This is a genomic window from Syntrophomonas curvata, from assembly GCF_052976825.1.
Map to the genome: position 1 here is coordinate 1132110 of NZ_CM129641.1, position 24148 is coordinate 1156257.

22 protein-coding genes are annotated in these 24148 nt (G+C 48.1%); 16 read left to right on the plus strand and 6 right to left on the minus strand.

All coding sequences use genetic code 11. The features are described from left to right. The first annotated feature begins 15 nt into the window (after nt 1-15). Nucleotides 16-1128: a 3-dehydroquinate synthase gene (gene aroB, locus ACU70B_RS04910; RefSeq protein ID WP_447185231.1), complete on the plus strand. Its 1113-nt coding sequence runs from the start codon at nt 16-18 to the stop codon at nt 1126-1128. A gap of 60 nt (nt 1129-1188) precedes the next feature. Here aroB and ACU70B_RS04915 read toward each other — a convergent pair whose 3' ends face one another. Next, nucleotides 1189-1554: a DUF4363 family protein gene (locus tag ACU70B_RS04915; RefSeq protein WP_447185232.1), complete on the minus strand. Its 366-nt coding sequence runs from the start codon at nt 1552-1554 to the stop codon at nt 1189-1191. 12 nt (nt 1555-1566) lie between these two features. Next, a complete protein-coding gene (locus tag ACU70B_RS04920; protein ID WP_447185708.1) occupies nt 1567-2262 on the minus strand; it encodes a YetF domain-containing protein in 696 nt (231 codons plus the stop codon). Between the two features lie 188 nt (nt 2263-2450). Here ACU70B_RS04920 and ACU70B_RS04925 point away from each other — a divergent pair, with 188 nt between their 5' ends. Next, a complete protein-coding gene (locus tag ACU70B_RS04925; RefSeq protein WP_447185233.1) occupies nt 2451-2639 on the plus strand; it encodes a ferritin family protein in 189 nt (62 codons plus the stop codon). A 180-nt stretch (nt 2640-2819) separates the two neighbouring features. On the opposite strand, the gene ACU70B_RS04930 is transcribed toward ACU70B_RS04925, so the two are convergent. Continuing rightward, nucleotides 2820-4142, minus strand: coding sequence for a hypothetical protein (locus ACU70B_RS04930; protein ID WP_447185234.1), 1323 nt, complete (start codon nt 4140-4142; stop codon nt 2820-2822). A 282-nt stretch (nt 4143-4424) separates the two neighbouring features. On the opposite strand from ACU70B_RS04930, the gene ACU70B_RS04935 reads away from it, so the two are divergent. The 9 genes from ACU70B_RS04935 (at nt 4425) to ACU70B_RS04975 (ending at nt 14618) form a co-directional block, all read left to right on the plus strand. After that, a complete protein-coding gene (locus tag ACU70B_RS04935) occupies nt 4425-6119 on the plus strand; it encodes a GspE/PulE family protein (protein ID WP_447185235.1) in 1695 nt (564 codons plus the stop codon). 34 nt (nt 6120-6153) lie between these two features. Further along, nucleotides 6154-7170 carry a type IV pilus twitching motility protein PilT gene (locus ACU70B_RS04940; RefSeq protein WP_447185709.1) on the plus strand — a complete coding sequence of 339 codons (1017 nt, stop codon included), beginning with the start codon at nt 6154-6156 and terminating at the stop codon, nt 7168-7170. Between the two features lie 22 nt (nt 7171-7192). Next, nucleotides 7193-8410, plus strand: coding sequence for a type II secretion system F family protein (locus tag ACU70B_RS04945; protein WP_447185236.1), 1218 nt, complete (start codon nt 7193-7195; stop codon nt 8408-8410). 150 nt (nt 8411-8560) lie between these two features. After that, nucleotides 8561-8962, plus strand: a complete 402-nt coding sequence (locus ACU70B_RS04950; RefSeq protein WP_447185237.1) for a prepilin-type N-terminal cleavage/methylation domain-containing protein — start codon at nt 8561-8563, stop codon at nt 8960-8962. 307 nt (nt 8963-9269) lie between these two features. Then, complete coding sequence (locus ACU70B_RS04955; protein ID WP_447185238.1) at nt 9270-10016, plus strand: prepilin peptidase; 747 nt, start codon at nt 9270-9272, stop codon at nt 10014-10016. A 104-nt stretch (nt 10017-10120) separates the two neighbouring features. After that, nucleotides 10121-11131, plus strand: a complete 1011-nt coding sequence (gene pilM / locus ACU70B_RS04960) for a type IV pilus biogenesis protein PilM (RefSeq protein ID WP_447185239.1) — start codon at nt 10121-10123, stop codon at nt 11129-11131. After that, nucleotides 11128-11691: a PilN domain-containing protein gene (locus ACU70B_RS04965; RefSeq protein ID WP_447185240.1), complete on the plus strand. Its 564-nt coding sequence runs from the start codon at nt 11128-11130 to the stop codon at nt 11689-11691. Before pilM ends, ACU70B_RS04965 begins: the two co-directional genes overlap by 4 nt. Continuing rightward, nucleotides 11691-12458 (plus strand): type 4a pilus biogenesis protein PilO, encoded by a 768-nt coding sequence (locus tag ACU70B_RS04970; RefSeq protein ID WP_447185241.1) that lies wholly within the window; start codon nt 11691-11693, stop codon nt 12456-12458. Before ACU70B_RS04965 ends, ACU70B_RS04970 begins: the two co-directional genes overlap by 1 nt. After that, nucleotides 12459-14618 (plus strand): MORN repeat-containing protein, encoded by a 2160-nt coding sequence (locus ACU70B_RS04975; protein WP_447185242.1) that lies wholly within the window; start codon nt 12459-12461, stop codon nt 14616-14618. A 4-nt stretch (nt 14619-14622) separates the two neighbouring features. Here the strand turns inward: ACU70B_RS04975 and ACU70B_RS04980 are convergent, their stop codons facing one another. The 3 genes from ACU70B_RS04980 to ACU70B_RS04990 are packed head-to-tail and all read right to left on the minus strand — an operon-like array spanning nt 14623 to nt 19211. Beyond that, a complete protein-coding gene (locus ACU70B_RS04980; protein WP_447185243.1) occupies nt 14623-16458 on the minus strand; it encodes a DUF4900 domain-containing protein in 1836 nt (611 codons plus the stop codon). A 14-nt stretch (nt 16459-16472) separates the two neighbouring features. Next, on the minus strand, nt 16473-17450 hold the full coding sequence (locus ACU70B_RS04985) for a prepilin-type N-terminal cleavage/methylation domain-containing protein (protein WP_447185244.1): 978 nt from the start codon (nt 17448-17450) through the stop codon (nt 16473-16475). 24 nt (nt 17451-17474) lie between these two features. Continuing rightward, complete coding sequence (locus ACU70B_RS04990; RefSeq protein WP_447185245.1) at nt 17475-19211, minus strand: type IV pilus modification PilV family protein; 1737 nt, start codon at nt 19209-19211, stop codon at nt 17475-17477. 378 nt (nt 19212-19589) lie between these two features. Here ACU70B_RS04990 and ACU70B_RS04995 point away from each other — a divergent pair, with 378 nt between their 5' ends. The 5 genes from ACU70B_RS04995 to ACU70B_RS05015 all read left to right on the plus strand — a co-directional run bounded on the left by ACU70B_RS04995 (nt 19590) and on the right by ACU70B_RS05015 (nt 24138). Beyond that, nucleotides 19590-20027: a hypothetical protein gene (locus ACU70B_RS04995; protein WP_447185246.1), complete on the plus strand. Its 438-nt coding sequence runs from the start codon at nt 19590-19592 to the stop codon at nt 20025-20027. 122 nt (nt 20028-20149) lie between these two features. After that, nucleotides 20150-20500, plus strand: a complete 351-nt coding sequence (locus ACU70B_RS05000; RefSeq protein WP_447185247.1) for a hypothetical protein — start codon at nt 20150-20152, stop codon at nt 20498-20500. Nucleotides 20501-20504: 4 nt separating this feature from the next. Beyond that, nucleotides 20505-21053 carry a pilus assembly PilX family protein gene (locus ACU70B_RS05005; protein WP_447185248.1) on the plus strand — a complete coding sequence of 183 codons (549 nt, stop codon included), beginning with the start codon at nt 20505-20507 and terminating at the stop codon, nt 21051-21053. A 159-nt stretch (nt 21054-21212) separates the two neighbouring features. Then, nucleotides 21213-22619: a TldD/PmbA family protein gene (locus ACU70B_RS05010; protein WP_447185249.1), complete on the plus strand. Its 1407-nt coding sequence runs from the start codon at nt 21213-21215 to the stop codon at nt 22617-22619. Between the two features lie 178 nt (nt 22620-22797). Then, nucleotides 22798-24138 (plus strand): TldD/PmbA family protein, encoded by a 1341-nt coding sequence (locus ACU70B_RS05015; protein WP_447185250.1) that lies wholly within the window; start codon nt 22798-22800, stop codon nt 24136-24138. The last annotated feature ends 10 nt before the right edge of the window (nt 24139-24148 follow it).

Here is a 24148-nt window from a genome sequence, read left to right on the forward strand (position 1 = left end):
GTGTGAGATATATTAATGCAGGAACTTGAGGTCAGCTTGAACGAACGCAGTTATTTCATAAAAATCGCTTCGGGCTTGCTGAATGATGCCGGCGCGTTATTGCGCGGCATAAGCAGAAACAATAAAGTTATGCTGGTCAGCAATCCTACCGTTTATTCCCTCTACGGCCAAAAGGCCCTTGATTCTCTGGAAAAGGCCGGTTTTACCGTGCATGTAGCCCTGATGCCGGATGGAGAAGCGTATAAAAATATGGATGAAGCACTTAAGATTCTGGATGAAGGATTTGCTTGCGGACTGGAACGGGGCAGCACGGTAGCAGCTCTGGGGGGGGGAGTGGTTGGCGACCTGGCCGGGTTCGCAGCCGCTATTTACCAGCGGGGAATAGATTTTGTGCAGTTTCCCACCACCCTGCTGGCCCAGGTGGACAGCAGCGTAGGGGGGAAAGTGGCAGTTAACCACCCCCGGGGCAAGAACCTGATCGGCGCTTTTCATCAGCCCCGGCTGGTGGTCATAGATACGGATACCCTCAGCACTTTGGAGAAAAGGGATTATTACAGCGGTCTGGGGGAGGTCTTTAAATACGGCATCGTAAATGACGAATCATTTTTTGCCTACCTGGAAGAACAGGTGGAGCAAATCGCGGCCCGGAACAAGGATTGTCTGGCTTATATAATTTATAACTCCTGCCGCATCAAGAGTGAAATTGTGGCTGCGGATGAGAAAGAGGAAGGCTGGCGGGCAGTACTTAATTTGGGGCATACCTTCGGCCATGCCATTGAGCAATTGACCGGCTACGGCAGCTATCGCCACGGCGAAGCGGTGGCTATGGGTACGATGGCGGCTATTTATCTGGCATGGGATGAAGGCCTTCTGCCGGAGGAGGAGGCCAGCCGGATCAAAGAGCTTTACCGTAAAACCGGAATCCCCATAGTTTTTCCCGAACTTAATCCCGAAGAGGTTTATCAGGCGATGCTAAATGACAAAAAGGTAGTAAACGGCAGATTAAGATTGATCCTTCCCGCAGGTATAGGTGCTTTTACCATCAGAGACGATTGCAGCAAGGAAAAGATACTGAAAGCTATAGCAAAGGCTCAGTCTGATTGCCAGGCTGTGAAATTTGGCGGTTGACAGGGGATTCTTATCTTGATGCCGGGGAACCTCCGGTATGCGCAATTTACAAGCAAGAGCCTAACGATTGAGGTTATCCCAGTGTTCGCGGATTTCACATAACTCTACCAGAGACGGTTTCGGATCCCGATTGGCTATAGTTCCTTTCAGGCGGGCCAGGCTGACATTAATCGCATTTATTTCATCCTTTTCCACGCTGAATTGGATGCGGGGAACTATCCTTTTCCAGGCCCGGCTTAATTTTTCATTATTGCTTACAGCCTGTTCCCATTCGTCGGTGGTGATATTTTCCCGCACCTTATCCATATAAAGCGCAAAATCGTCCTGGGATCCCAACGGCTTTTTGAACAGGTCGCCCCCGTTCATGATGAAAACAAACACTGCAAACAGCAGTGCAATGACTGCATAATATTCTTTCCTTTTCATCCTGTGTTCTCCTCAAGAAAGATTGTCGTTATATCTGTCGATATATAAATTCCCGCTGTTAGCGTCGTAAACAGCCAAGAATACATCGTCACTGCTGCTTATGCCCTGGGAACGCAGCTGTTGCTCCAGCCAGATGCGGTCAACCCCGGCCTTGGCCAGGTTTTCTTCAATTACCATGCCGTTAAAAATCAATTCGTTGCTAAGACCCCCGTTACTGCTGGCGATATTCAAATCGCTGGGAGTAACCGGCTGATATTCGGGCTTGAGCAGTACTGATAGCTTCCCGTTGGTCTCCAGTACCGCAAAACCGACCCGGTTAAGGTCAAAAACATCTTTATCCCGGAGCTGTTCCAGCAGGTCGGAGGTGGTATAGCGAAGTTTGCGCATAGTATCCTCCATGATTTGCCCGTTAATCATGATTATCGCCGGTTCACCGGCCAGATAGCGGTATGCCCGCTTATCTTTGAATGAAATAAATTGCAGCGCAAATACCGCAGCGGTCCAGGTAGCCAGCCCTATCCAGTGGGGCCAGGCTCTGCTGGTAAGGTCAACCGAGAGGCTGGATGCTATCGAACCTATAGTGATTCCCAGTACATAATCAAAGAAAGTTAACTGGCTGATCTGCTGTTTCCCCAGCATACGGGCGAATATCAACAAGGTAAAAAACCCGATCAAGCTTCTTACCACTACTACCAGAGCTTCATTCAGCGTTAAACACCCCGATCATAAAGGTCTAATTGTATTATGGGTCATTGAAACAGTAAAAATTCACATACGGTGGATAGTAGGGACGATGTCAGCGGATACCGTTCCGCTGTCGCTTCCCAAGCATTACTATGTTCAAATTGGCCTTATAGATTTATAATGAATAATAAACTTAAGGGGAGGGAACAGCGTTGAACGTCAAGGAAGCCCTGGAGCTGGCGATAAAAGAGGAACTGAAAGCCCGGGACAGGTACAGGGAGCTCACTAAACAGGCTGACGACCCCGAAACCAGGTTAATGTTCGAGCAAATTGCCCGGGAGGAAGAGAGCCATCATAAGAGGCTGTCGGAGAGGTTAAAGGCTATAAAGCTGATGGATTAGAAAGGCAGAGTGCTTTATTGCAAGTATTGTATAAATTATATTGGTAATCGTTTGCAGCAAAGATAAAAGGGGGGGAGTTGCCCATACTCCCCCCGGTCGCTCGTTTGCGCCCTTTGGGCGTGTGCCTTAAGGTGCGCGCTGCCAAGAGAGTGTTAAATTGACGCTAAGAGCCCGGCACGACTAATGCGCCGGGCTCTTGCCTGTAAATAATGTACCAATGACTATCACTATGAAGATAAGCAACAGAGAAAGGCCTGTAAACCATAGCTTTTTGCGTACATGGGTTTCGCCCTGGAGATATTCAGCCATCAGGTGAGTGCAATAAACGGTATTGCCGGAAAAAATCATGACTGCCAGAAACTGAATCCAGCCGGGGATAGCCAAATAAGCGTTATGAGCCAGATGGGACCAGAGGCTGTGGCTGTAATAAGCCAGCACGATAAACTCAATTAAACCGGCGGCGTATTGAAAGACCAGGCTTTGCTTCTGTATCTGGGTGTTTACTTCCATTAGTTCCTTGATTTGTTCTTGGGTGGCAATATTGGCCCGGCTATTAAGGATATCGATTTTGCTGCGAACAACTTCAATGGCAGCCCGGTGATTTTCCCGGGACACCCGCAGCTCCTCCAGGCTTTCAAGCATTTCCGTCCGGCGAGTCTCGTAAGGTTGGATAAATCTATTGTAAACCTCAGCATCCATTTTCAGGCCTGGCTGCACGCGAAACTGCTGGTTGAGTTCCCTAAGGAGGGAATTAATCTTTTTACAATCCTCACTTAACAGGGCATAATCTCCTGCTATCATTCCGTAAGAACCGGAAAGCTCGTCAATCTGGTTTTCCAACCCTATGGATTCTTCCAGGCAGCTTTTTTCGGTAACCAGGTGGGTATGAAGTATCTGGGAGAGCTTACGGTCTAAATCCTCCTTTTCCCTGACAATAGTCTGGTGACGGTCACGTAAAAGGGAAATGATCATCTGCAGCCTGATCACCCGGGCTTGAAGCTGAGGCAGGCCTTCCAGCAGAAAGCGCTGGTTCAAGGCGGTGTATTCATCCAGGCGACAAATATAAAAGGTCTCTCCCTTAGCCCGGCTATCGAATACCCGGGCTATCCGCCCGCGGTCAATTTCCGCTGCTATCAGCTCTTTTACAGCTATGTTCCGTGCCGCCGCCTCTAACAGCGTTTCCCACTCATCACCGTACCCGCAAAGCACGCTGGCTGTACCCACTAAATTATCACCGCCGATGCCAGCCTTCTCTTCACAGGAGGCCAGCAATGAGAGGTTGGTTTGCCAGTCTGAATCATTATAATTTAGGCCTATTATCAGAACTTTAACATTGGCTGTTTCCAGCTCATAATATACCCCTTGCGTAAGCGCTTCATTATAATCACGCGGATTATATAGTTTGAGGGATAAATGGTTCTGCAACGTTGCCGGCAGCCCCTTAAGTTTATCAGCTTCATCATCCAGATAATAATAATAGCGGAGGACACTGTAATCGGGCATATCAAACCTTCTCCTTTTGCCAATACCGCATATAATGCATCTGCTTAAGATTATAAAGTATAGGAAGAAATTATCATATAATCAAAAATTCAAATTAATATTGCCGGGTTCCAAAAGGATATACAATTTATTGCATAGAATAGATAAAATAACCAATATAACCATAATATGATTGACACTAACCGGGACTATAGTATAATAAATCTATTGACTTAAGGGAAATTATTCAGACTATTGCGCATATGGTGATAGTGGGTAGCTATATCTGATGGGGAGAAGGGAATGGCTATTCAGCGAAAAATGATGGGGGAAATGCTCACCGAGCTTGGTATTATAAGCAGCGAACAGCTTGCAGCCGCCCTTGATGAACAGCGGGACAGCGGAGACAAGCTGGGCAGGATCCTGGTCAGACGTGGAGTTATTACTGATGATCAACTCTTGGAAGTTCTGGAATTTACCCTGGGAATTCCCCGGGTGCAGATTAACCGTATGGATATTAACCCGGAAACAGTGAAACTGCTGCCCGCAACCATGATCAGCAAATATCGTATTCTGCCCTTGTCCGTAAATCAGGGGCGTATGACCCTGATTATGGCAGACCCGCTTAATTTTCAGGCTATAGATGATGTGCGCATTGTGACCGGACTGGATGTAGTGCCGGTTATGGCTTCGGAAAGGGAAATGGAGTCTGCTATTCAGCAGTATACTGCTTTGCAGATAGACAGCAAGATGGAAAAGCTGCTGGGTGAGCTCAGCCAATATAATTATGGTGCGGCGGTCGAAGCGGAATCTTCAGGAATGGAATTGGCTGATGACGCGCCAGTAATCCGTATGGTTAATTCTTTGCTGAAGCAGGCAGTGCAGGGTGGGGCTTCTGATATACATATCGAACCGCTGGAGCATGACGTGCGGGTTCGTTTCCGTATTGACGGTGATTTATGGGAAGTAGTCGCATTACCTAAGAAATCTTTTCCGGCTACCGTATCCCGTATCAAAATCATGGCTAATCTGGATATCTCCGAAAAAAGAGTTCCTCAGGACGGCCGTACCCGTTTAATAATAGACGGCCGGGAGATTGATTTTCGCATTTCCACTCTGCCCTCCATTCATGGAGAGAAAATAGTTTTACGCATACTGGACCGTACCAATGCGATTATGTCATTGGAAAAACTGGGTTTTAGTTTGGCCAATAAACAAAGAATCGAGTCGTTGATCAGAAGACCGCATGGTATGGTGATTGTTACCGGGCCTACCGGATCAGGTAAAACTACTGCCCTGTACAGCGTGCTGAACGAGTTGAATAATTCCGATCGCAACATTGTTACCCTGGAAGACCCGGTGGAATACAGTCTGCCTGGTATCACCCAGGTGCAGATTAATACCAAGGCCGGACTTACGTTTCCAGCCGGACTACGCTCCATTCTGCGGCAGGATCCGGATATTATCATGGTAGGGGAAATGCGCGACGGAGAAACTGCGGAATTGGGCGTAAGAGCAGCCTTAACCGGCCATTTGTTCTTCTCCACTCTCCATACCAACAGTGCTGCCGGTACGATTGCCCGCATGGTAAACATGGGGATTGAAAATTATCTGCTATCTTCCTCGCTGGCAGGGGTAGTATCGCAGCGCTTGATTCGCCGCTTATGTAAAAACTGCCGTCGGCCCTATAAATTAGATGAGGAAACGGCTGTCCAGCTTAAAATGCCAGACTACGCGGGAAAACAGTTCTTTGCCCCGGTTGGCTGTAATTTGTGCCGGCAGTCAGGTTATTCTGGCCGTATGGCGCTGCATGAGGTCCTGGTAGTGGGACCGGAAATACGTAAAGCTATTAACAATAAAATTCAGTCGGAAGACCAGCTGGAAGAGATCGCCGTCAGCGAGGGCATGACAACTATTATCAAAGATGGCATTTATAAGGCTTACGAAGGCATGTCCTCTCTGCAGGAAGTAATGAAAGGGGTACTATTAGGTGGCTAAGTTTGAGATCTTAAATTTTATTGATCTTGCCAAAATGGGGGCGGAACGGGGGGCTTCCGATATCCATCTCACCGTGGCGCGTCCGCCTACCTTTCGCATAAACGGGAAGCTTGTCAGTTTGGAGGATTACCCTAATCTGAGTCCGGCTGACACCTATAAATTCGGTCGGGAATTGATGTCTGACGAGAAAATACTTCGTCAAATTGATGAACAGGGGCATGCTGATTTTTCCATGTCTTTGCCTGAAGTAGGACGCTTTCGAGCAAATGTATACCTGCAGCGGGGCTCCTATGCCATTGCCATTCGTCTGATACCGATGAACGTTCCCGGTATAGAATCCCTGGGCCTGCCGTCGGTATGTAAAGAACTGCCGTTAAAAGGCAGCGGGCTGATTCTGGTTACCGGACCGACCGGAAGCGGCAAATCGACTTCCCTGGCCGCCATGATTCAATTGATTAATCAAACGGTCAGCGGCAATATCATAACCCTGGAAGACCCGATTGAATACCTGCACCGGCATGGAACCTGTCTTATCAATCAGCGGGAAATCGGCACCGATTGCTCCAGCTTTGCCCAGGGATTGCGGGCTGCCTTGCGTCAGGATCCGGATGTAATCCTGGTAGGAGAAATGCGCGATCTGGATACCATAGCCATAGCCATGACGGCAGCAGAAACCGGCCATCTGGTGATGGCCACCCTGCACGCTTCGACTGCTATTCAAACGGTGGAACGGATTATAGATGTTTTTCCTCCTCATCAGCAGGATCAGATCAGGATTCAATTAGCCAACACCCTGCTGGGCATTATCTCTCAGCAGTTAATACCCCGGGCAGACGGAAGCGGCCGGGTATTAGCCTGTGAAGTGCTAATAGCTAACTCGGCTGTGCGCAATCTGATTCGCGACAATAAGGCTTTTCAACTGCATACGGTAATGCAGACCGGTTCTGCGCTGGGTATGATAACCATGGAAAAATCCCTTAAATCCTTTTTGGACCGGGGATTGATCAGTACCGAGGAAGTGAGGAAGCGCACTATCAATCCTAACCAATAGATTATCAGGGGGGGGGGAGCGCATGATATTTTCCTACCGGGCCCGGGATGCTGCCGGGGTCTTTGTCAAGGGAACCCTGGAGGCGGATGACCGTAATTGGGTCGTCGAATCCCTGCTGCGCCAAAATTATACCATTGTAGAGTTAAAGGAAGATAAAAATAAGGAAAAGGAGCAAAAGGCGTCCCTGAATATAACCTTGTTTGAAAGTGTCAAGATTAACGACTTGTCGCTGTTTACGCGTCAGCTATCGACCATGGTGGGAGCCGGACTGCCGATTGTCAGGAGCTTTCAGATACTGGAGGAGCAGACCAAGAACCCGATGCTGCGCCGGGCGGTGGGGGATATCAGCACCAGCCTGGAAGGCGGCCTGGCCTTGAATGAATGTATGGAACATCACCCCAAGATTTTCTCGCCCATGTATGTCAGCATGGTAAAAGCGGGTGAAACCGGCGGCGCGCTGGATACCATACTTAGCCGCCTGGCCGATACCCTGGAGCGCGACCGGGAAATAAACGCCAAAATCAAATCGGCCTCTATCTACCCCATCATGGTATTATGTGTGGCCCTGCTGGTGGTAATTTTTATTCTCACCTTTGTCATGCCTGTCTTTATCGAACAGTTTTCCTCCTCCGGAGCCGAACTGCCCGCTTTTACCCAGTTCTTTATGAACATCAGCTATTTTATCCGTGACTACTGGTATTTGTTGCTGATTGGTATCATCGTACTGGCGGTGGGACTCAAATGGATTGGCCGGCAACCGCTGGGGCGGATGTTCTTCGATCGTCTCTATCTTAATCTGCCCATCATCGGCAAAGCCGTGAACCGTATTGCCGTATCCCGCTTTACCCGTATCCTGGGCACCCTGATAAAATCAGGCGTTCCCATCCTGGAAGCCCTGGAGGTACTTAAAGGCGTAGTCGGCAACCGGGTTGTCAGCGATGCCATAGGTAAAGCCCGGGACAGCATCCGCGAAGGGCAAACCATTGCCGCTCCCCTGGCGGCTACCGGAGTATTTGAACCTATGGTTACCCAGATGATAGCGGTAGGAGAGGAAACCGGTGCTTTGGATGACATGCTGGAAAGGATGTCATCCTTTTACGACAATGAAGTGACTTTTGCCATCGAGGCCATGCTGAAATCCATGGAACCGGCCATGATTATTTTTGTAGCGGCCATTATCGGGTCCATTATAATTGCCACCTATTTACCGGTCTTTAATATTATCGGCGCCATGAGCTAGAGGCAGTGCGGCGCAGAGCGCGCTGTAGATAAATATACTGTAGTTCTGTTGCCAGAGAAGCCTTTAAAGGAGGGGGATGCATAATCTTAAAACCCTAATCGGTGGGAGAAAAACAGCTGAAGAATTTTAGTCGGTAAAGGGGGGTAACGAATGTTAATGAAACTGCGCAGTAAAATGCAGAGTACTAATAATCAAAAAGGATTCACCCTGGTAGAGTTGATGGTGGTTGTTGTTATTATCGGTGTTCTGGTGGCCATTGCGGTACCCATCTATAACAATGTATCAGAGAAGGCTAAACTAAATGCTCATCTGGCTAACATAAGAACAATCGAAGGAGCTATTGAATCCTATAAAGCAGCAAACGATACTGCAGCTTTGTCAACTATAGATGTGACTCAAGCTGGTGTGGGAGTTCTTATACCCAACTATATTAGGGAATGGCCGACCAAGCCTGGAACTTACACAGTAACGGATGGGGTTCTAACTGCTAACCCAACAAAAGCTGCTACCATAACCGCGATTGGCGGTGGAACTGCTGTTGCATGGCCATAAAAACAAGTTGACGGGGAACGGTTACTTTGACAACTTCTGGCTCAAGATCTTACCATAGTGATACCTGTAGGAAACATAGTGCAAAATGTTATGAAGGGAGGATGTCGACAATTCTCTTGCCTTCTTGAATTGTTTTATAAGTGTCAAGGGGACGGTTCCTCTTTCGCCTACTAACAGCGCATTGCTGATTTGTCATAATGATACTCACCGAGCACAGCCCAAGAGGCAAGGAGTAAACATTGGGAGAGAAAGATACCCCTAACTCCTTGCCCCTTACCGATAATCCGAATCAAAGGGGGGGGTACCGTTGGATATATACGCATATATTATCGTAATTACGGCAGGCCTCCTGTTCGGTTCTTTTACCAATGTCATAATTGCCCGTATGCCGGCGGGGGAATCGATTGTGTCCCCTCCCAGCCGCTGTCCGCGCTGCCGGGAGCAGTTAAGGGCGGTGGACCTGGTGCCGGTATTCAGTTATTTATTTTTGCGGGGACATTGCCGGCACTGTCAGGGAAAAATCAGCCCGCGCTATCCGCTGGTGGAAGCGCTTTGCGCATTGCTCTTTATCGGAGTCTACCTGCGCTGGGGCCTGAGTACGGTAACGGCAGCAGGGTGGGTTTTCGCCGTAATACTTTTGGCTGCGGCCTTTATCGATATCGACCATGGTATTATCCCCAACCGCCTGACTTATCCGGCTATCGTTATGGGATTAGTTCTGTCCTTCCGGACCCTGGCATTCCTACCGGCGTTATACGGAACCCTGGCTTTCGGCGGATTGATGCTTGCCGTTGCCTTCATTTCCAACGGCGGCATGGGGGGCGGAGATGTGAAACTGGCGGCAGTAATCGGGGCTTTTACCGGTCTGACCGGTTCGGCGGTTACGCTGCTGCTGGCTTCCTTTTCCGGAGCAATATTTGGCTTGATCATTATGACGGTCGAAAAAACCGGGCGCAAGACTCCGGTAAAATTTGGACCGTTCCTGGCTGCGTCAGCTTATACAGCTTTTTTATTTGCTGATGCTATCGCTTCTTGGTACCTGGGGTTTTTATAAAGATACGGCTTTTTCGGTTAAGGCGAAACGGGCAAAGTGAGTTTTGGTTTAAGCTAATAAGCATTTTATTGGGGCCGTATATATTAGTACTGGGGGGATACCAATTGTTTATCGGCAGGATGTCGGTAGGTTTGGATATCGGCAGCAAATTTATAAAACTGGCGGGAATGCAGCGGCATGGAAATACCGGTACGGTTAAAATTTTCGGCCATATCGCTACCCCGACCGGTATGGTGGAAAACGGTCTGATTAATAATCCCGGGGAGGTCGGACAGGAGCTGGGAAAACTGGTGGAGCAGCTAAAACTTAAGGGCAGCAGGGTTATATCCGCCCTATCGGGACAGCAGGTTTATACCCGCCTCCTGACCCTGCCGGCTATGCATATGGATGAAATGAGAACGGCCGCGCTGTACCAGTCCACTGGTTTTCTGCCCATCAGTATAGATGATATTACAGCTGACATTTATCCGGTACGCCAATTTGACGAACCTGAGGGCAGGATGGCGGAAGTCTTTTTTGTGGCCGCCCGTAAAACCCAGGCGGAAAATCTGGTTCAAACCTGCCGCATAGCCGGGCTGAAGCTAACCATACTGGAGATCGAGCCCTTAGCTTTAAAAAGCCTCTATTATCCGCAAACCTGCAATGACAAAGTTTACGGTATCGTAAATATTGGCGCCCAACGCAGTTATTTATCGATATTTCAGGACCATAATCCCGTTTTTCTCCGCTCCATCGCTTTTGGCTGCTCGGCTTTTTTCCTGCAGATTCCCCAGGTTGCTCAGGGCGAACGGCGGCTGGAAGACCTGAGTGCGGAGGAACCTGAGTGCAGGACCCTATTGCGCAATCTGATTGATGAACTGGTGCGCTCGCTTGATTATTTCCGTTTGCAGAATAAGGAGGATAAAATAGCCAGCATACTGCTTTGCGGAGGATGTGCCCGCTTAAACGGCATCGATGAACTGCTGGGCAGAGAACTGAATATACCGGTTCAACTGGGGAAAATTGACCGGAATCTCAAGCTTCCCCAAAATATAAGTGAACAACAGAAAAACGACCTGTGCTTTGATTATCCCATAGCATTGGGATTAGCTTTGAGGGGGGAGCATAAACAGTGAGGGTTAACAAAGAGCCCAGGATAAACCTGCTGCGCTATCAGCAGGAAGAAAAATTGGAAAGGAAAAGCAATATCCGGTTTATGGGGATACTGGGTCTGGCAGCCTTGCTGTTTGTGGGTGCCCTGGGGGGAACCTGGTGGATGCAGAATCAAAAGCTGCAGGCGCTGAAAGCTGAAAATCAGCAACTGCAGCGGCAAATAGACAAGCTGAACAGGTCGGCAGTTTCCACCGATAGCGGCAGCAAATACTCTGACAAGTTTAATGCTCACAGGACTATGGTAGAGGCTCTGGAAAAACGGGTGAAAGTGAAATCGAAATATCTCAAGGAGATTTACCTGTTGAGCATCCCCGATGTCACTATCGGGAAAATGGATGTCACGTCCGATAATGATTTTACCATGTCGGCTTATTGTAAAAGCCAGGTAAAATTTATTAAGTATCTGGAACAGCTAAGAGAGTTGAATTTTGTTAAAGAGGTAAAAAGCGTATCCTCCAAATATAATACTAAAACCGGGGAAGTGAATTTTAATATAACTTTGGTTTGGGGGGAGGCGGAATAGTGAGTTTATCACAACGGGACCAGGCATTATTAGTATTTCTTATCGTAATTCTGATAGGATTTGGTTTTTACCGTCTGTTATATTTACCGATTAACAAGGAGATCCGGACTATTACTGCCGGCAACCGGCAATTGCAGATGGAAAAAGAAAATCTGCAGGCCAAAGTCAGAAAAGTTCCGGCTAAGCTCGGGCCGATCGAGGATAAGTTAGCCGACCTGAACAAGCGTTTACCTGCCGACGACGAAATGATTTCACTGTTAACCGTGCTGGATGAAACTACTGCCGAACATAGTCTGCCTTTTGCGGCAATCGATTATAAGGGGGCGGAAAAACCGGATAAAACCGGAGTCCAGGTCCTGGTGTTCAATATCGGGACCAAAGGTCGAATAACGCAACTGTTAAATTTCCTGAACGAGCTGGAGAAAGCGGAGCGACTAATCAGCGTAGAAGATGTTTCTTTTAATGCGGTTAAGGCCGAGACCCAGGAAACAGAGGCGATAGATGAGAGACCTCCGGCTTACTACATAGCCCCTCCGGATATTCCGGAGGCCAAATTGCAAAGAATCAAGTTTGAAGCGGCGGAAGAAAAAGAAAGCGCAACTGAAGCTGAAAGACCGGTGGCAGAAAGTTTCATGCCGGACAGCTTTGAAATGAAAATCACAATTAACGCTTATTATGCCGGCCGGGATAAAGCTGCCCGGGCTGAGGATGCCGATACCGGAAATAAACCGGCAAACGATGCTCAAAATATAAAGGGGGAGGTATAGATGGCAGGAATATTGAAAAAGCCCTGGAGAATTCTTGAGATCATTGCTGCTGTTTTTGTGATTACAGTAATAATCGCAGGCTCAGTAACGCTTGCTCTGGCTAGAGATTTGCCCGCATCTACCTTCCTGCCCTTTTATAATAAACAAATGATTGATTTTAATACAACTGATGTTAATCGCTGTATATACCCCACTGAGGATGGTTATATATTTATGTCCTACAAGCAGGACATAATATCTGGTGATCGTGACATAAGAGCGCAAAAGCTGGATAAGGACGGTAAAGAGTTATGGAATAAGGTGTACAACCTAAAGGGCCAGGACACGCTGCAGCTTATGCATATGCAGAAGGGCGGCTTTGTAATCGCAGTCGACAGCCAGCAATCGGGACGAAATATAATTCGGGTTTTGCAGATCGGAAGCAACGGAGAAGTAGTATGGCAGAGGGAACTGCCTGTTAAGACGGTGAATACCATTGCCGGCACCAATGACGATGGGTTTGTGATAGCGGGAACTACTGGGGAAGACAGCCGGGATATCCGAATTATTAAAATGGACAAATCGGGACTATGGACTGGTAAAGCAAAAAGCTCTGCCCGATGGGAAAAAACATATCCTGATTCAGGCAATCAAGGGGCCAGTCAAATCGTTCAGGTATTAGACAAAGAAGGATATAACGATGGCTATATCCTTACCGGTTATACCGACAGCAATACCAACGGCAAACAGGATTTATACCTGGTTCGTCTGGACGCATATGGAGAAGTGGAGTGGAGCAGGAACTACGGTGGTAAGGACGACGAACGAGGGATTACCGTTGGGGTGATGGTAAATATCAATAATGACGAAGTTATAGGATTTCTGGTTGCCGGTAATACAGTAAGCAGTCATGGCGACCAGGATGTTTATCTTATCTATGTGAATAAATATGGGCGTATAGACAGCTGGCCGGGCTATGAGCGTGTCGGGGACGGGGTAAAGGAACGCCGCCTGGGTGGCCCGGGGGAACAGATGCCGATGGCGCTGCTCCCCGTGCCGGATGCATTCAAAGACAGCCGTAAACTGCGTGGAGAAGACATAGATGGGCAGGGGGGGGTTGTTCTGGCATGCTACTCCCCTGATAAAAAGGATGTACGAGTGATAAGAATTAATGAGTATGGTCGGGTTTTATGGGAACAGAGTTTGCCCATACCAGGAGATAATCTTATTTTAAATACCCTTACCAAAGGAGACGGTAAAAATCAGCAGATAGCATATAGTGTACGCTATCCTGGTATTAAGGGAGCAGCTATGGAAGTTCATACCCTTAAGATTCTTCTGGAGGGTGTACTGGAACAGGATAGGGCCATGCCAAAGGAAGACCAGTTGGAAACCAACGGTGAAAGTGTCAGATGGGAAGAGTCTACATTAAAATATGAAGCCATGCGGGATGTCAGTAAAGAAATTAAGGACCTGTTAAAACAGCAAACCCATGTTCCCCTGACTGCCACCCGCGCCTCTCTTGGAGATATTAACTGGCCGGACAGCAGCTATTACCTCGGCAACCTGGTATTGGGCAAGGCTGACGGTCAAGGAACCTTGTTCTTCACAAATGGCGTCTGGTATAAGGGCTCCTGGATAAACAATATGTTCAACGGCAAAGGCTGCCTGCGTTTTCCTACCGGAGAGTGTTACGAAGGCGAGTTCAAGGAACACATGATGCAGGGCAAAGGCATAATGAAATGGCCTGCCGGAGAAAAGTATGAAGGCGATTTCAAAAACAATCAGCGTGATGGTAAGGGCAAATTAGTCTGGCCCAATGGTACATTTTACGAGGGCGGATTCAAAGAAGACGAAGCATCCGGCATGGGTGCCATCCGCTGGCCCAACGGTGAATACTACGAAGGGCAGATGGAAAAAGGCGCTGCAACCGGACAGGGCAGTTATTATTTTCCCAGTGGTGAATGGTACCGGGGAGAGTTCAAGAGTCTGGTTTTTGAAGGTGTGGGAGTATATCACTGGCCTGACGGCTCGTACTATGCGGGTGAATTCAAACGGGACCGCTTGAACGGCGAAGGCTGCTATGTATGGCCGAACGGTGTACAACAGTGGGGCTACTGGAAAGACGACCGTTACCTGGGTACTGATCCCGATGCGGTCAAAACGAGAGAGAAATGGTGAAAACCTATTCAATATGATTTTTAAGCTCATCCCAGCGGGAAGACTGCCACCCCGAATTGGCGGGATCGGGAAAATGGGGCGGTGCATCGTAAAGAAAGCGAGGATCATGGCTGTAGCTCTTTTTGTATCCGTCTTGATCCAGGAAGCCTGATATACCCTGGGGACCGCGGTATTTCTGGGCGATTGACCCCACTACGTAAGCAGTATCCTTAACTCGGCCCCGGTCATAGGCTTCAAAACCAAAGGACTCCTCCTGGGCGCAGATAGCGGCATGAAGATTAATATTATTGGGAGCATGATCGACCGGAACGCCAAGATTCATGAACGTCCAGCAGTAGTCTCTATATGTGAACAAATCCAGAGGATCCAGAATTGAACCGAAAAAATCTACATTTTCATCATACTGCGACGACCAGTTGTAATGCAGAACATCTACGTGATTGGTTGCAGCCAATCCCAGCATGTCTTCACCGCTGTTTCCGCCTACCTCAGTATGAGACCACTCGCCGTTTACCATAATCTGTTCAAACGTAGTATTACTGTAGGTTACGCCCGGAGCACTATCATACCAGCTACTGCTCCAATCGGGCCTTTTCCAGTCACAGGGGTCGTGGGCGGTAATGAAGATATCATTGGCTGCGGCTATGGTCAGGCGCCCGTCCAGCTTACCCGATACAAAAACATTGCCAAGCCCGACATCATACTTGGATACTCCTGCAGCATCATTGCCACCGGTTCCTCCGTCAACATAAACAACTCCATTTTCAGGAAGCTTCAAAGGACTGACTGTAGCAGCAAAAGCGGCAAAAGAACGGAAACTTTGAGTTAGGGTGTCCTGGATACTTCCATCTTCGTTGCGAAATATCCTTTGAAACATGACAGCATTGCTATTATAAGCCTCCTCGTTTGCAATCTCCCGATCATACCACTTATTATTTGTCAGCGGGCGATCCGTTGTAGGTACAAAATGGTACTCTGCATCATTATAGTGCCAGGTATCGGTACTCCGATCATAATAACGAACATTATAGCCCCCGCTTTCCAGTAGGCGAATACAGGCGCGGCCATTGTAATAATGACCTGCAATGCGGGCATGGGCTTTAAGGTTGCTAAGACTGCTGTTGAAGCTTAGCACCTCTGCCACCTTGGAATTGCCTTTGCGAAAGATTGCCGGATTATACATATTCCCGGCAGGGGTGATATTGATGCTGTTCACATAGGTGACCGGTCCGTGGAAAATCGGGGTGCCATTGACAAACAAGGTATCATTGGTATGTAATGGACCGTAAACAACTTCCCCGGTTGTCCAGTAAAGGGGATTGCCGGCTTTATCCCTTTCACTGTTGTTAGCCATGCAAAATTGAGTAAAGGTTTTTTTATATACTTCTACTTCAATTGAGCGCAACCGCTCCGGATAGCGGTTATCCCAACCGGTAGCGCGTATAATCCGGCGGTAGCTGTCTTCGGCTTTATCAGTACTTCCCGCTATTTCTACCAGCGGCACCAGCACCTGCACTCGATAGTTTGAGCCGGCAGTAAGTTTATATAAGTTATAGGGTTTGCCGCCGTAGTATATTTCCTCCGGACTACTGTCTTCCGCGGCTAGAAAATTGGTTTTTTCGTTATTCAGGCGCCATAAAGTTCTGTTGTAGCCCTGTTCGGCGGCATAGAGGGCTTTTTCGCTGCTGGAGGCCATGGCGACAATGCCTGTGTTTCCCTGGCTCACCTGGTATGCGGCCGCCGACAAAATAAACATAAGTATCATCAGGATGAGCACCAGGGGAAGCGCTGCCCCTTGTTGGTTTCCAGATGATGCTACAGTTGAATTTACACATCGCATTTTTACGCTCCCCCCTACAACCATTTATTTATGTTTATCTTGCAAGTAGCACTTGTACCACCAGTATTAGCGGTGGCTGTAATTGTAACATCAGGAGGCCACAGATTCAGGAAATCCCAATAACTCCAATCACTTTGCTTTTTCATTAATTTCATAGTTGCGTGCAAACTATCATTAGGATCATAATCAACCGCTACCCATTCGGATTTGGATGACGTCCAGGTAATTGATTTATCAGTGGCGTTTGCCGGCCAGATTTCAGTTATAAAGACTTGTTGTTCGTGTGTATTTGTTTCACTAATTATCATTTTGGTAGACTCGGGACTAATAATAATCTTATGAGCGGGAACCACCGGCGGTTCAGTTGCATCCGGTACCGGGGCCCCGGTTATAGCCCCGACTTCCCGGCTTCTGATCATATAAGCGGAAGCCAGGTCAAAAGGTGGAAAGCGGGGATTAACCTGCCCGCTGTCGCTTACCTGAAGGTTAACTTCTACCGTTCGGGAGTTTACCGGTCGATTAAAAACCGGATTGCTGGTGATCCCCTCCAATAGAGTGGTCCAGCCCGTATTGCTTTCAGCAGGGATAGCAGCACTGATGACTGCAGACGGATCAGTATCAGATATAACTATCCTGTTAAGTTTGTTGGCCCTGACCTGATAAATGATTTTTTCCCACTTCGAGTCGGTTTCATTGTAGCCATATATTATTAAACGCTGCCCGTCATCTTCTGCCCACACAGAGTCAACTGTACCGGAGGGTTGCACCGCCCCGCGGATTTCCCGGCTAATTCGGGTCATAGAAGTATTGGCCTGGGCTATACAAGGATTAATGGCTTTGTTATGAGACCAGATGCGATCAGCAGTGCTTAAGGCATTGACTGTCGGTGCCAAAACAACTGCCAGCAAGACTAAAACTACCAGTACTTCGACCAGGGTTATACCTTGATTCCTATAAATCGCTTTAATCCGGTTTTTGATAAGCAGGGTCATGTTGTTTCCCCCTTGGTATGACAATTAATTACCGGAAATCACTATATTGCGGTTTTGTCCAGGTCCAGTAAACTCAATGCTGGGCAGATTGTCATAAGTACAGCGGATACTAAAATTGCGGAAAAACAAAGTATTAATGTACGGGCTGCTGTCAAAACGCATTTTAAAGGACTTGGAGAAATATTCTTCCTTAAGCCCCAGCTCTGTGTCAGCAGGGATAGTTAACTGATCGGAGGATTCTATAGCCAGGGTATTGCCGTTCTCATATAATAGAACCCTTTCCCCGCTAACGGGATCCTTATGGATTTTTATACAAGGAGTCCAATCATCGCTATTATCACTGTCCAGCGCGGCCTCTTCTTTACCCAGATAAACCAGATTAAAATCATCAGGCAGAGGAGCGCCCAATCCCGATAAAGAAAATTCGGTGAAAGAGGCCGTAAGCCTGGCAGTGACACCGGCTAAAACCGGTTTAAAAGGTCTCATATCGATTATTTCAGGCTCAAAAGGTTCAGATTCGGGCAATTTGCTAAACGCCAGCCGGTGCGGCGATTCAGGATTCGTATTGGGAGCCGCCGCCGATGCCACCCAGGCCGGATTACCATTGTAACTCGGCTCATAATTCCACAAATTCAAGACGGGGGGCGATGGGTCATCAGGATCAACGGGATACCGATCTGCCGGGTATTCCAAGCCGGCCTCGGGCAGAGCGTTATATGCCAGAAGAGGCTTTTCCATAGTAAGGCTGTAGGTTCCGCCCGAACAAACCCTTCCCGGATGGTCGGGGTCTTTACCCGCCGGCCAGAGATTGGCAAATGTTACCCTGCTATTCCCGGCAATCAAGGTTTCTTCCTTGGGTCCGCCCATAATAAGGCCTCCATCCAAGGCAATATCAACATCTTTCTCACTCGGAGCAAACCTGAGGGTAAGGGTTGCCGGTTCTTCCATCTCCATCTGAATATAATTCGTACTGTAAGGTCGTGCTTCCACCGGTAGTGCTTTTTGATCCGGCCGAGGTATCATTCCCAGGCGTTCGGTTTGGACCTGGTAAGAATATACGGTGCTGTCATCGGGAAAAGTTATAGGAATTAAAGCCTGGCCTGAAGAATTGGTCATGCCCATATGTCTGGGACCAGTGCCATCAAGGGTTACGGTGGCACCCTCCAGGGGAATGCGGTTGCCATATTCATCAGTCCAGCCCCGGACTACTTCAATAATTACTCCAACAATAGGGGATGCAGCTCCCTCACGGGCCACAAAGGTTTTGAAATCAGCCTGTTTAACTACTTGCCCGGTAAATTGGGAAGGACAGGAAACTTCAATAATCAATACCTTATAGTCGAAGGGAGTTTTATCAGCAGGATGTACACCATCAGCAGGATCATCTATCCATTCTACAATTTTCCGGGCTTCAAAACGGGCAAAGCGTGATCTGGAATCTCGAATAGCTATAGGCTTGCCATTATCATCAAAATAATAGGTAGCTGACACGCCTGTTTTGAGTGGGGCTGTGTCCGGGTCGTCGTCCTCGCTGATATAGCTGCCGGGCGTTACTTGTGCCAGTATTCGCTCCAGTTCCCGTTTGGCTAATTCATTAGCAGTCAGGCGAGCTCGATTTTCATTGGTTGTTTTGGTAGCCAAAGTAAAAAGGGGGAAACAGGCGGTGACAATTAATAAGAGGATAACCATGGCGACAAGGACTTCTACCAGCGTAAAGCCGTTTTCATAATGAAAACCAAACGAACTGTTACGTTTAAGCATCGACAATCTCCTTTTGTGAAAAAATCCAGGGCTTTATTTTCAAAAAAGCAGTCCGGGTCTTTCAACAAGATACTTAGAAAAATATGAAATGGTATATCAATAGGAAATATATATGCCAGTTTAACCAGCGTTTTAAGCCTAATGTCATAATAACATTATTTTAGAAGCAAATACATTATTATGGTATTTTGAGAATAATTTCATTAACGGGTTCAGGTCTGAACAGCGGGACCCTTATATTCTTTATATGTATATGAGAAAAACCGTAATTGTAATTTGCTGATAATTATTTATTTTAATCATCTTTATGGAGGAATATGGTAAAAAAGGCAGAATAATAATTAAATGAGCTTTAATCTATTGATGCGGGCGCAGGCTATGAACAGATCATTTAATAGGCGGGATAGTCGTTTAAGGCAATCCGCATATACGGAAGGCGGACTTGTCCTGTTGGAAGTGGTTGTATCCCTGGCACTGACTTTGGTACTGATCGGCGGATTATTGAATTTGCTGCTGCTGGGGATAAACAATGTATCCCGAGGGGGAGGGCGAACCGCTGCATGTATTTATGCCAGTTCTTTGTTAGAAGAAATGAAAGCCTGTCCGGAAATGTTGACCGGGCTTGTCGAGTCGGGACAGGCAAGAGCTGACAGCCTGTCATTTCTAACTTCGCCGCCGCCCGGTCTTGAGGCTGAGATTACTATTAAACCGCTGGTGGGAGCCCAGCGTTTATATGTCGTCAAGGTTGAGGTCTTGACGACCGGGGGGAGCAGTCAGTGGGAAGAATTCCTGGTAGGAGTAGCCTCGGTACCTTAAAACTTAGTTCGCTTTTTTTCTCAGCAAATGATGAGCGGGGAAATATGCTGATCGAGCTATTGTTGGGTTTCGCGTTAGCCCTGTTAATAATAGGAATTCTTCAACAAGCGGCAGGTTTAGTTTTGAGCGGCTACAGGAACAGCAACAATCGTGCTGAGCTGCAGTATTCATCACGTATGGCAATGGATTGTATTCAGCAGGATATAAGAACATCGCGGGATTTTCAGGTGAGTGCAGATGCCGGTAAACTGATAATTACCGGTGCCGGCGGTGAGAATATCCGTATATATGCCAATAATGGCAATCTGTATCGCGTTTATAAAAGTACGGTTCCGGTAGCGGAAAATATCTCTGCAGTTGAATTTATCAAGTCCGGTCCGAGATTGCATGGGAAATTAATGTTGCATAATCAGGATGGCGATTATGAAATAGAGTTTTGCTGCTTTTCCCGGGTCATGCAGGCGCAGGAGTAGGAGTATGGTGATACGATCTTTACGTCCGATCAGACATGATGAAGGCTATGTACTGGTATGGGTTATTTTTTATTTAATGCTTTTATATCTTATTGTTGTGTCCTTTGCCAATTCTTCTTTTTTAGAGGGGTTAATGAGTGTTAATCACAGGCAGGCTGCCCAGGCGTATGAAATGGCAGATGGCGGCGTACTGGTGGGGATGAAAGAGATTTATGATATTCTGAAAAGGGATTATAGTAATAGTCAGGATATTCCCGCCGAGCTTGTTCTGTCCAAACAGGAATGGATCCTACATGAATCCGGAAGGGAAATGGGATTTTATTTGGAAAATCCGAAATGCAGCGGTGTTGATGGCGATAAGTGCCGTTTTCAGCTTGTCAGTAAGGGAGTCAGTCCTCCGGCGCAAAGAACTTTGGCAGCTGAAGTGCAGGTGGAATTTCTGGATATTTATAAGATCGAGTTTGATGTTGGTGGAGGGGTAGTTTCCGTATTTGACCATCGGGAATTTATTTATCCTGCCGAAATTATTTCAATCCGGTATAAAGATAAATAATAAGATACAGATAAATAGCCTGCTATCTTTTTTACCTTTTTAGCAGGAATAAGCGGCTTTTTCCTGAATTAATAGACGTAGCCCTAATTAATATGGTCAAAAAAAGGGAATTCTATCTGACAGAGTGCTGTTTTGGAGGGAAATAAGCTGGATAAAGTAATGCTGGAAAAAGTTTTGGAGGAAGCCCTGAAAAAGGGCGGGGACTTTGCCGAGATATACATCGAAGAAAAGCAGTCGAGCAATGTGTTTTGCGAGGATGACCGGATTGAAAAGGTCAACAGCGGCAGGGAGAAGGGGGCCGGGATCAGGGTAGTCAGGGAAGGCAAAACGGCCTATGTATACACCAGCGACCTGAGCGAAGAAGGCCTGCTCAAAGCTGCTGCTGTCGCCCGGCATTCATCGGTTGCCGGTTCAGGAGCCTGCCCGATAGCTCTCATGCCGAAAAAGCCTGCCTTTGACCTGAGCTGCAAACGGCTGCCCGACTCAGTAAGCTTTGACGAAAAAATTGAACATGTATTGGCAGCCAATAAAAGCGCCCGCAACGTTGGCGACGAGATTCGCCAGGTTACGGTGGCTGTGGGCGATTTGCACAAGAAGGTCATTATAGCTAACAGTGACGGCGATATGGCCGAGGATGAACGCACCCGCATCAGACTGACGGTCAGTGCGGTGGCGTCCCGGGATGGTATTATTCAGACCGGTTATGAATCGGCCGGAGGAGTATGCGGCTGGGAACTGCTGGAGGAGGTTGCCTTTGAGGATATGGCGGAAAAGGCGGCCCGTCTGGCGGTTAATATGCTTTCGGCTCGGCCGGCCCCGGCAGGGCGTATGCCGGTGGTTATGTCCTCGGAGGCGGGCGGGACTATGGTACACGAGGCCTGCGGCCACGGCCTGGAGGCTGACCTGGTTCAGAAGGGCCTCTCCGTTTACAGGGATAAGCTGGGGGAGAGGGTAGCGGCTGACGGGGTAAGTGTTATTGATGATGCTACCCTGGAGGGCAAGTACGGTACCTTCCGTTTTGACGATGAAGGCAATTGTGGTCAGCATACGGTTTTAATCGATAACGGGGTACTGGAACGGTATATGTATGACCGCTTAACGGCTGCCAAGGATGGACGGGATTCCACCGGCAACGGGCGGCGCGAATCTTACCGGGATAAGCCCATACCGCGCATGAGCAACACTTTTATTGCTTCCGGCCGGGATGACCCGGAAGCAATTATCAGTTCGACCCCCTCGGGCTTGCTGGTTAAAAAAATGGGCGGGGGGCAGGTTAATACTACCAATGGTGATTTTGTATTTGACGTGCAGGAAGCTTACATCATAGAAGATGGTGAAGTTAAATACCCGGTGCGGGGGGCTACTCTGACCGGCAACGGGCCCAGGGTTTTAAACAGCATAGATATGATAGGAAATGACCTGGGGTTCAGCATCGGGGTATGCGGTAAAGACGGGCAGGGGGTGCCGGTTTCCGATGCCCAGCCTACCATCCGAATCAAGGAATTGACGGTGGGAGGAACTGCCCCGGCCAGCGGCCCGGCAAAGCGTAAGATCAGGAGAATATGATTTTGCTAAAAATAGACGCGGAATAGGAAAGGAATAACTGCAGGTCGTACCTATACCTGACAAGTTAGTTATATAAATTCAAAGTAAAATTACAAAGTGCTATTTGATTATATGGTATAAAACGCGGATTCCCTAAAGTTTCCCCGGGTTCCGCGTCTGATTTAGGAGCGTGTTAGCGGTGGAAGATTTTTTGAGCAATGCAGGGGAGAAGGCTCTGGAGCTGGCCCGTAAAAAAGGAGTGGAGGCCGAGGCATTTCTGCTGCATGGTCGGGAGTTAAGTGTAGAGGTTATAGAGGGACAGGTTGAAACCTTGAAAGAAGCGGAGGAAGCGGGTCTGGGATTACGGGTAATCAATGATGGCCGGCTGGGCTTCGTTTTTACCAGTGACCTTTCCGACCAGGCCATAAGGCAGGTAGTAGATGATGCCATAAGCATTTCCCGTTATACCGAAGCCGACCCTCACAACTGTCTGCCTCAGGGTAAGTGTGAGTATCCGGTGCTGGAGATATATGATCCGAAGATACCTGAAACCAGCCTGGAGGAAAAGATAGAGATGGCCCGCGAAGTGGAGCAAATAGCATTATCCAGTGATCCCCGGGTCAGTATTGTTGAGCGGGCCGGTTACGAAGACAGTGAATTTACCAGTGTTATAATGAATACCAGTGGACTTTATGCCAGCGACAGAGGAAATTTTTGCGGAATCTATATCTTCCTGGTGGCAGAGGATGACGGGGATGCCCAGAATGGCTTTTCGGTAATGGTGAGGAAGAACTATAAGGATCTGGGCCCTGTGTTTACCGGACGGGAAGCTGCCGGTAACGCGGTAAGGGCCTTAAAGGCGCGCACCATAGGTTCGGCTCATCTCCCCTGTGTGATGGAACCCTATGTAACCACCCGTTTTCTGAGTCTCCTGGCCCAGATGGTAGATGCCCAGATGGTACAGAAGGGCAAATCCCTCCTGGCCGGGAAACTGGAGCAGTTAGTGGCCTCACCGGCAGTCACCCTGGTGGACGACGCTACCTTCAGGGGTGGGATCGGCACGTTCCCCTTTGATGGTGAAGGGGTGGCGGCCCGGAGCAACACGGTGATAAAGGACGGGATCCTGACCGGCTATCTTTATGACAGCTATACCGCCAGCAAAGCCGGCGTAGAATCGACCGGCAACGGACAGCGAGGCTCGTTCCGGGGTCTGCCTTCAGTGGGTACCAGCAATTTTATCTTGCAGGCAGGAGCCGGAAACCCGCCATATTTATATGGAGATATTAAAAAGGGTCTGTACATTACAGAAGTAATGGGGATGCATACCGCTAATCCTATTTCCGGTGATTTTTCCGTGGGAGCGGCCGGCATTATGATTGAAAACGGCCGATTGACCTACCCGGTACGGGGGGCGACTATTGCCGGCAACCTGGGCGATTTTTTCAAGGATATTGAATCGGTAGGCAGTGATCTCAGATTTTTCGGGGGTAAGGCTGCCCCCAGTATACGCCTCAAGAGTCTGAGCATAGCTGGTGAATAATAGAGGAGTG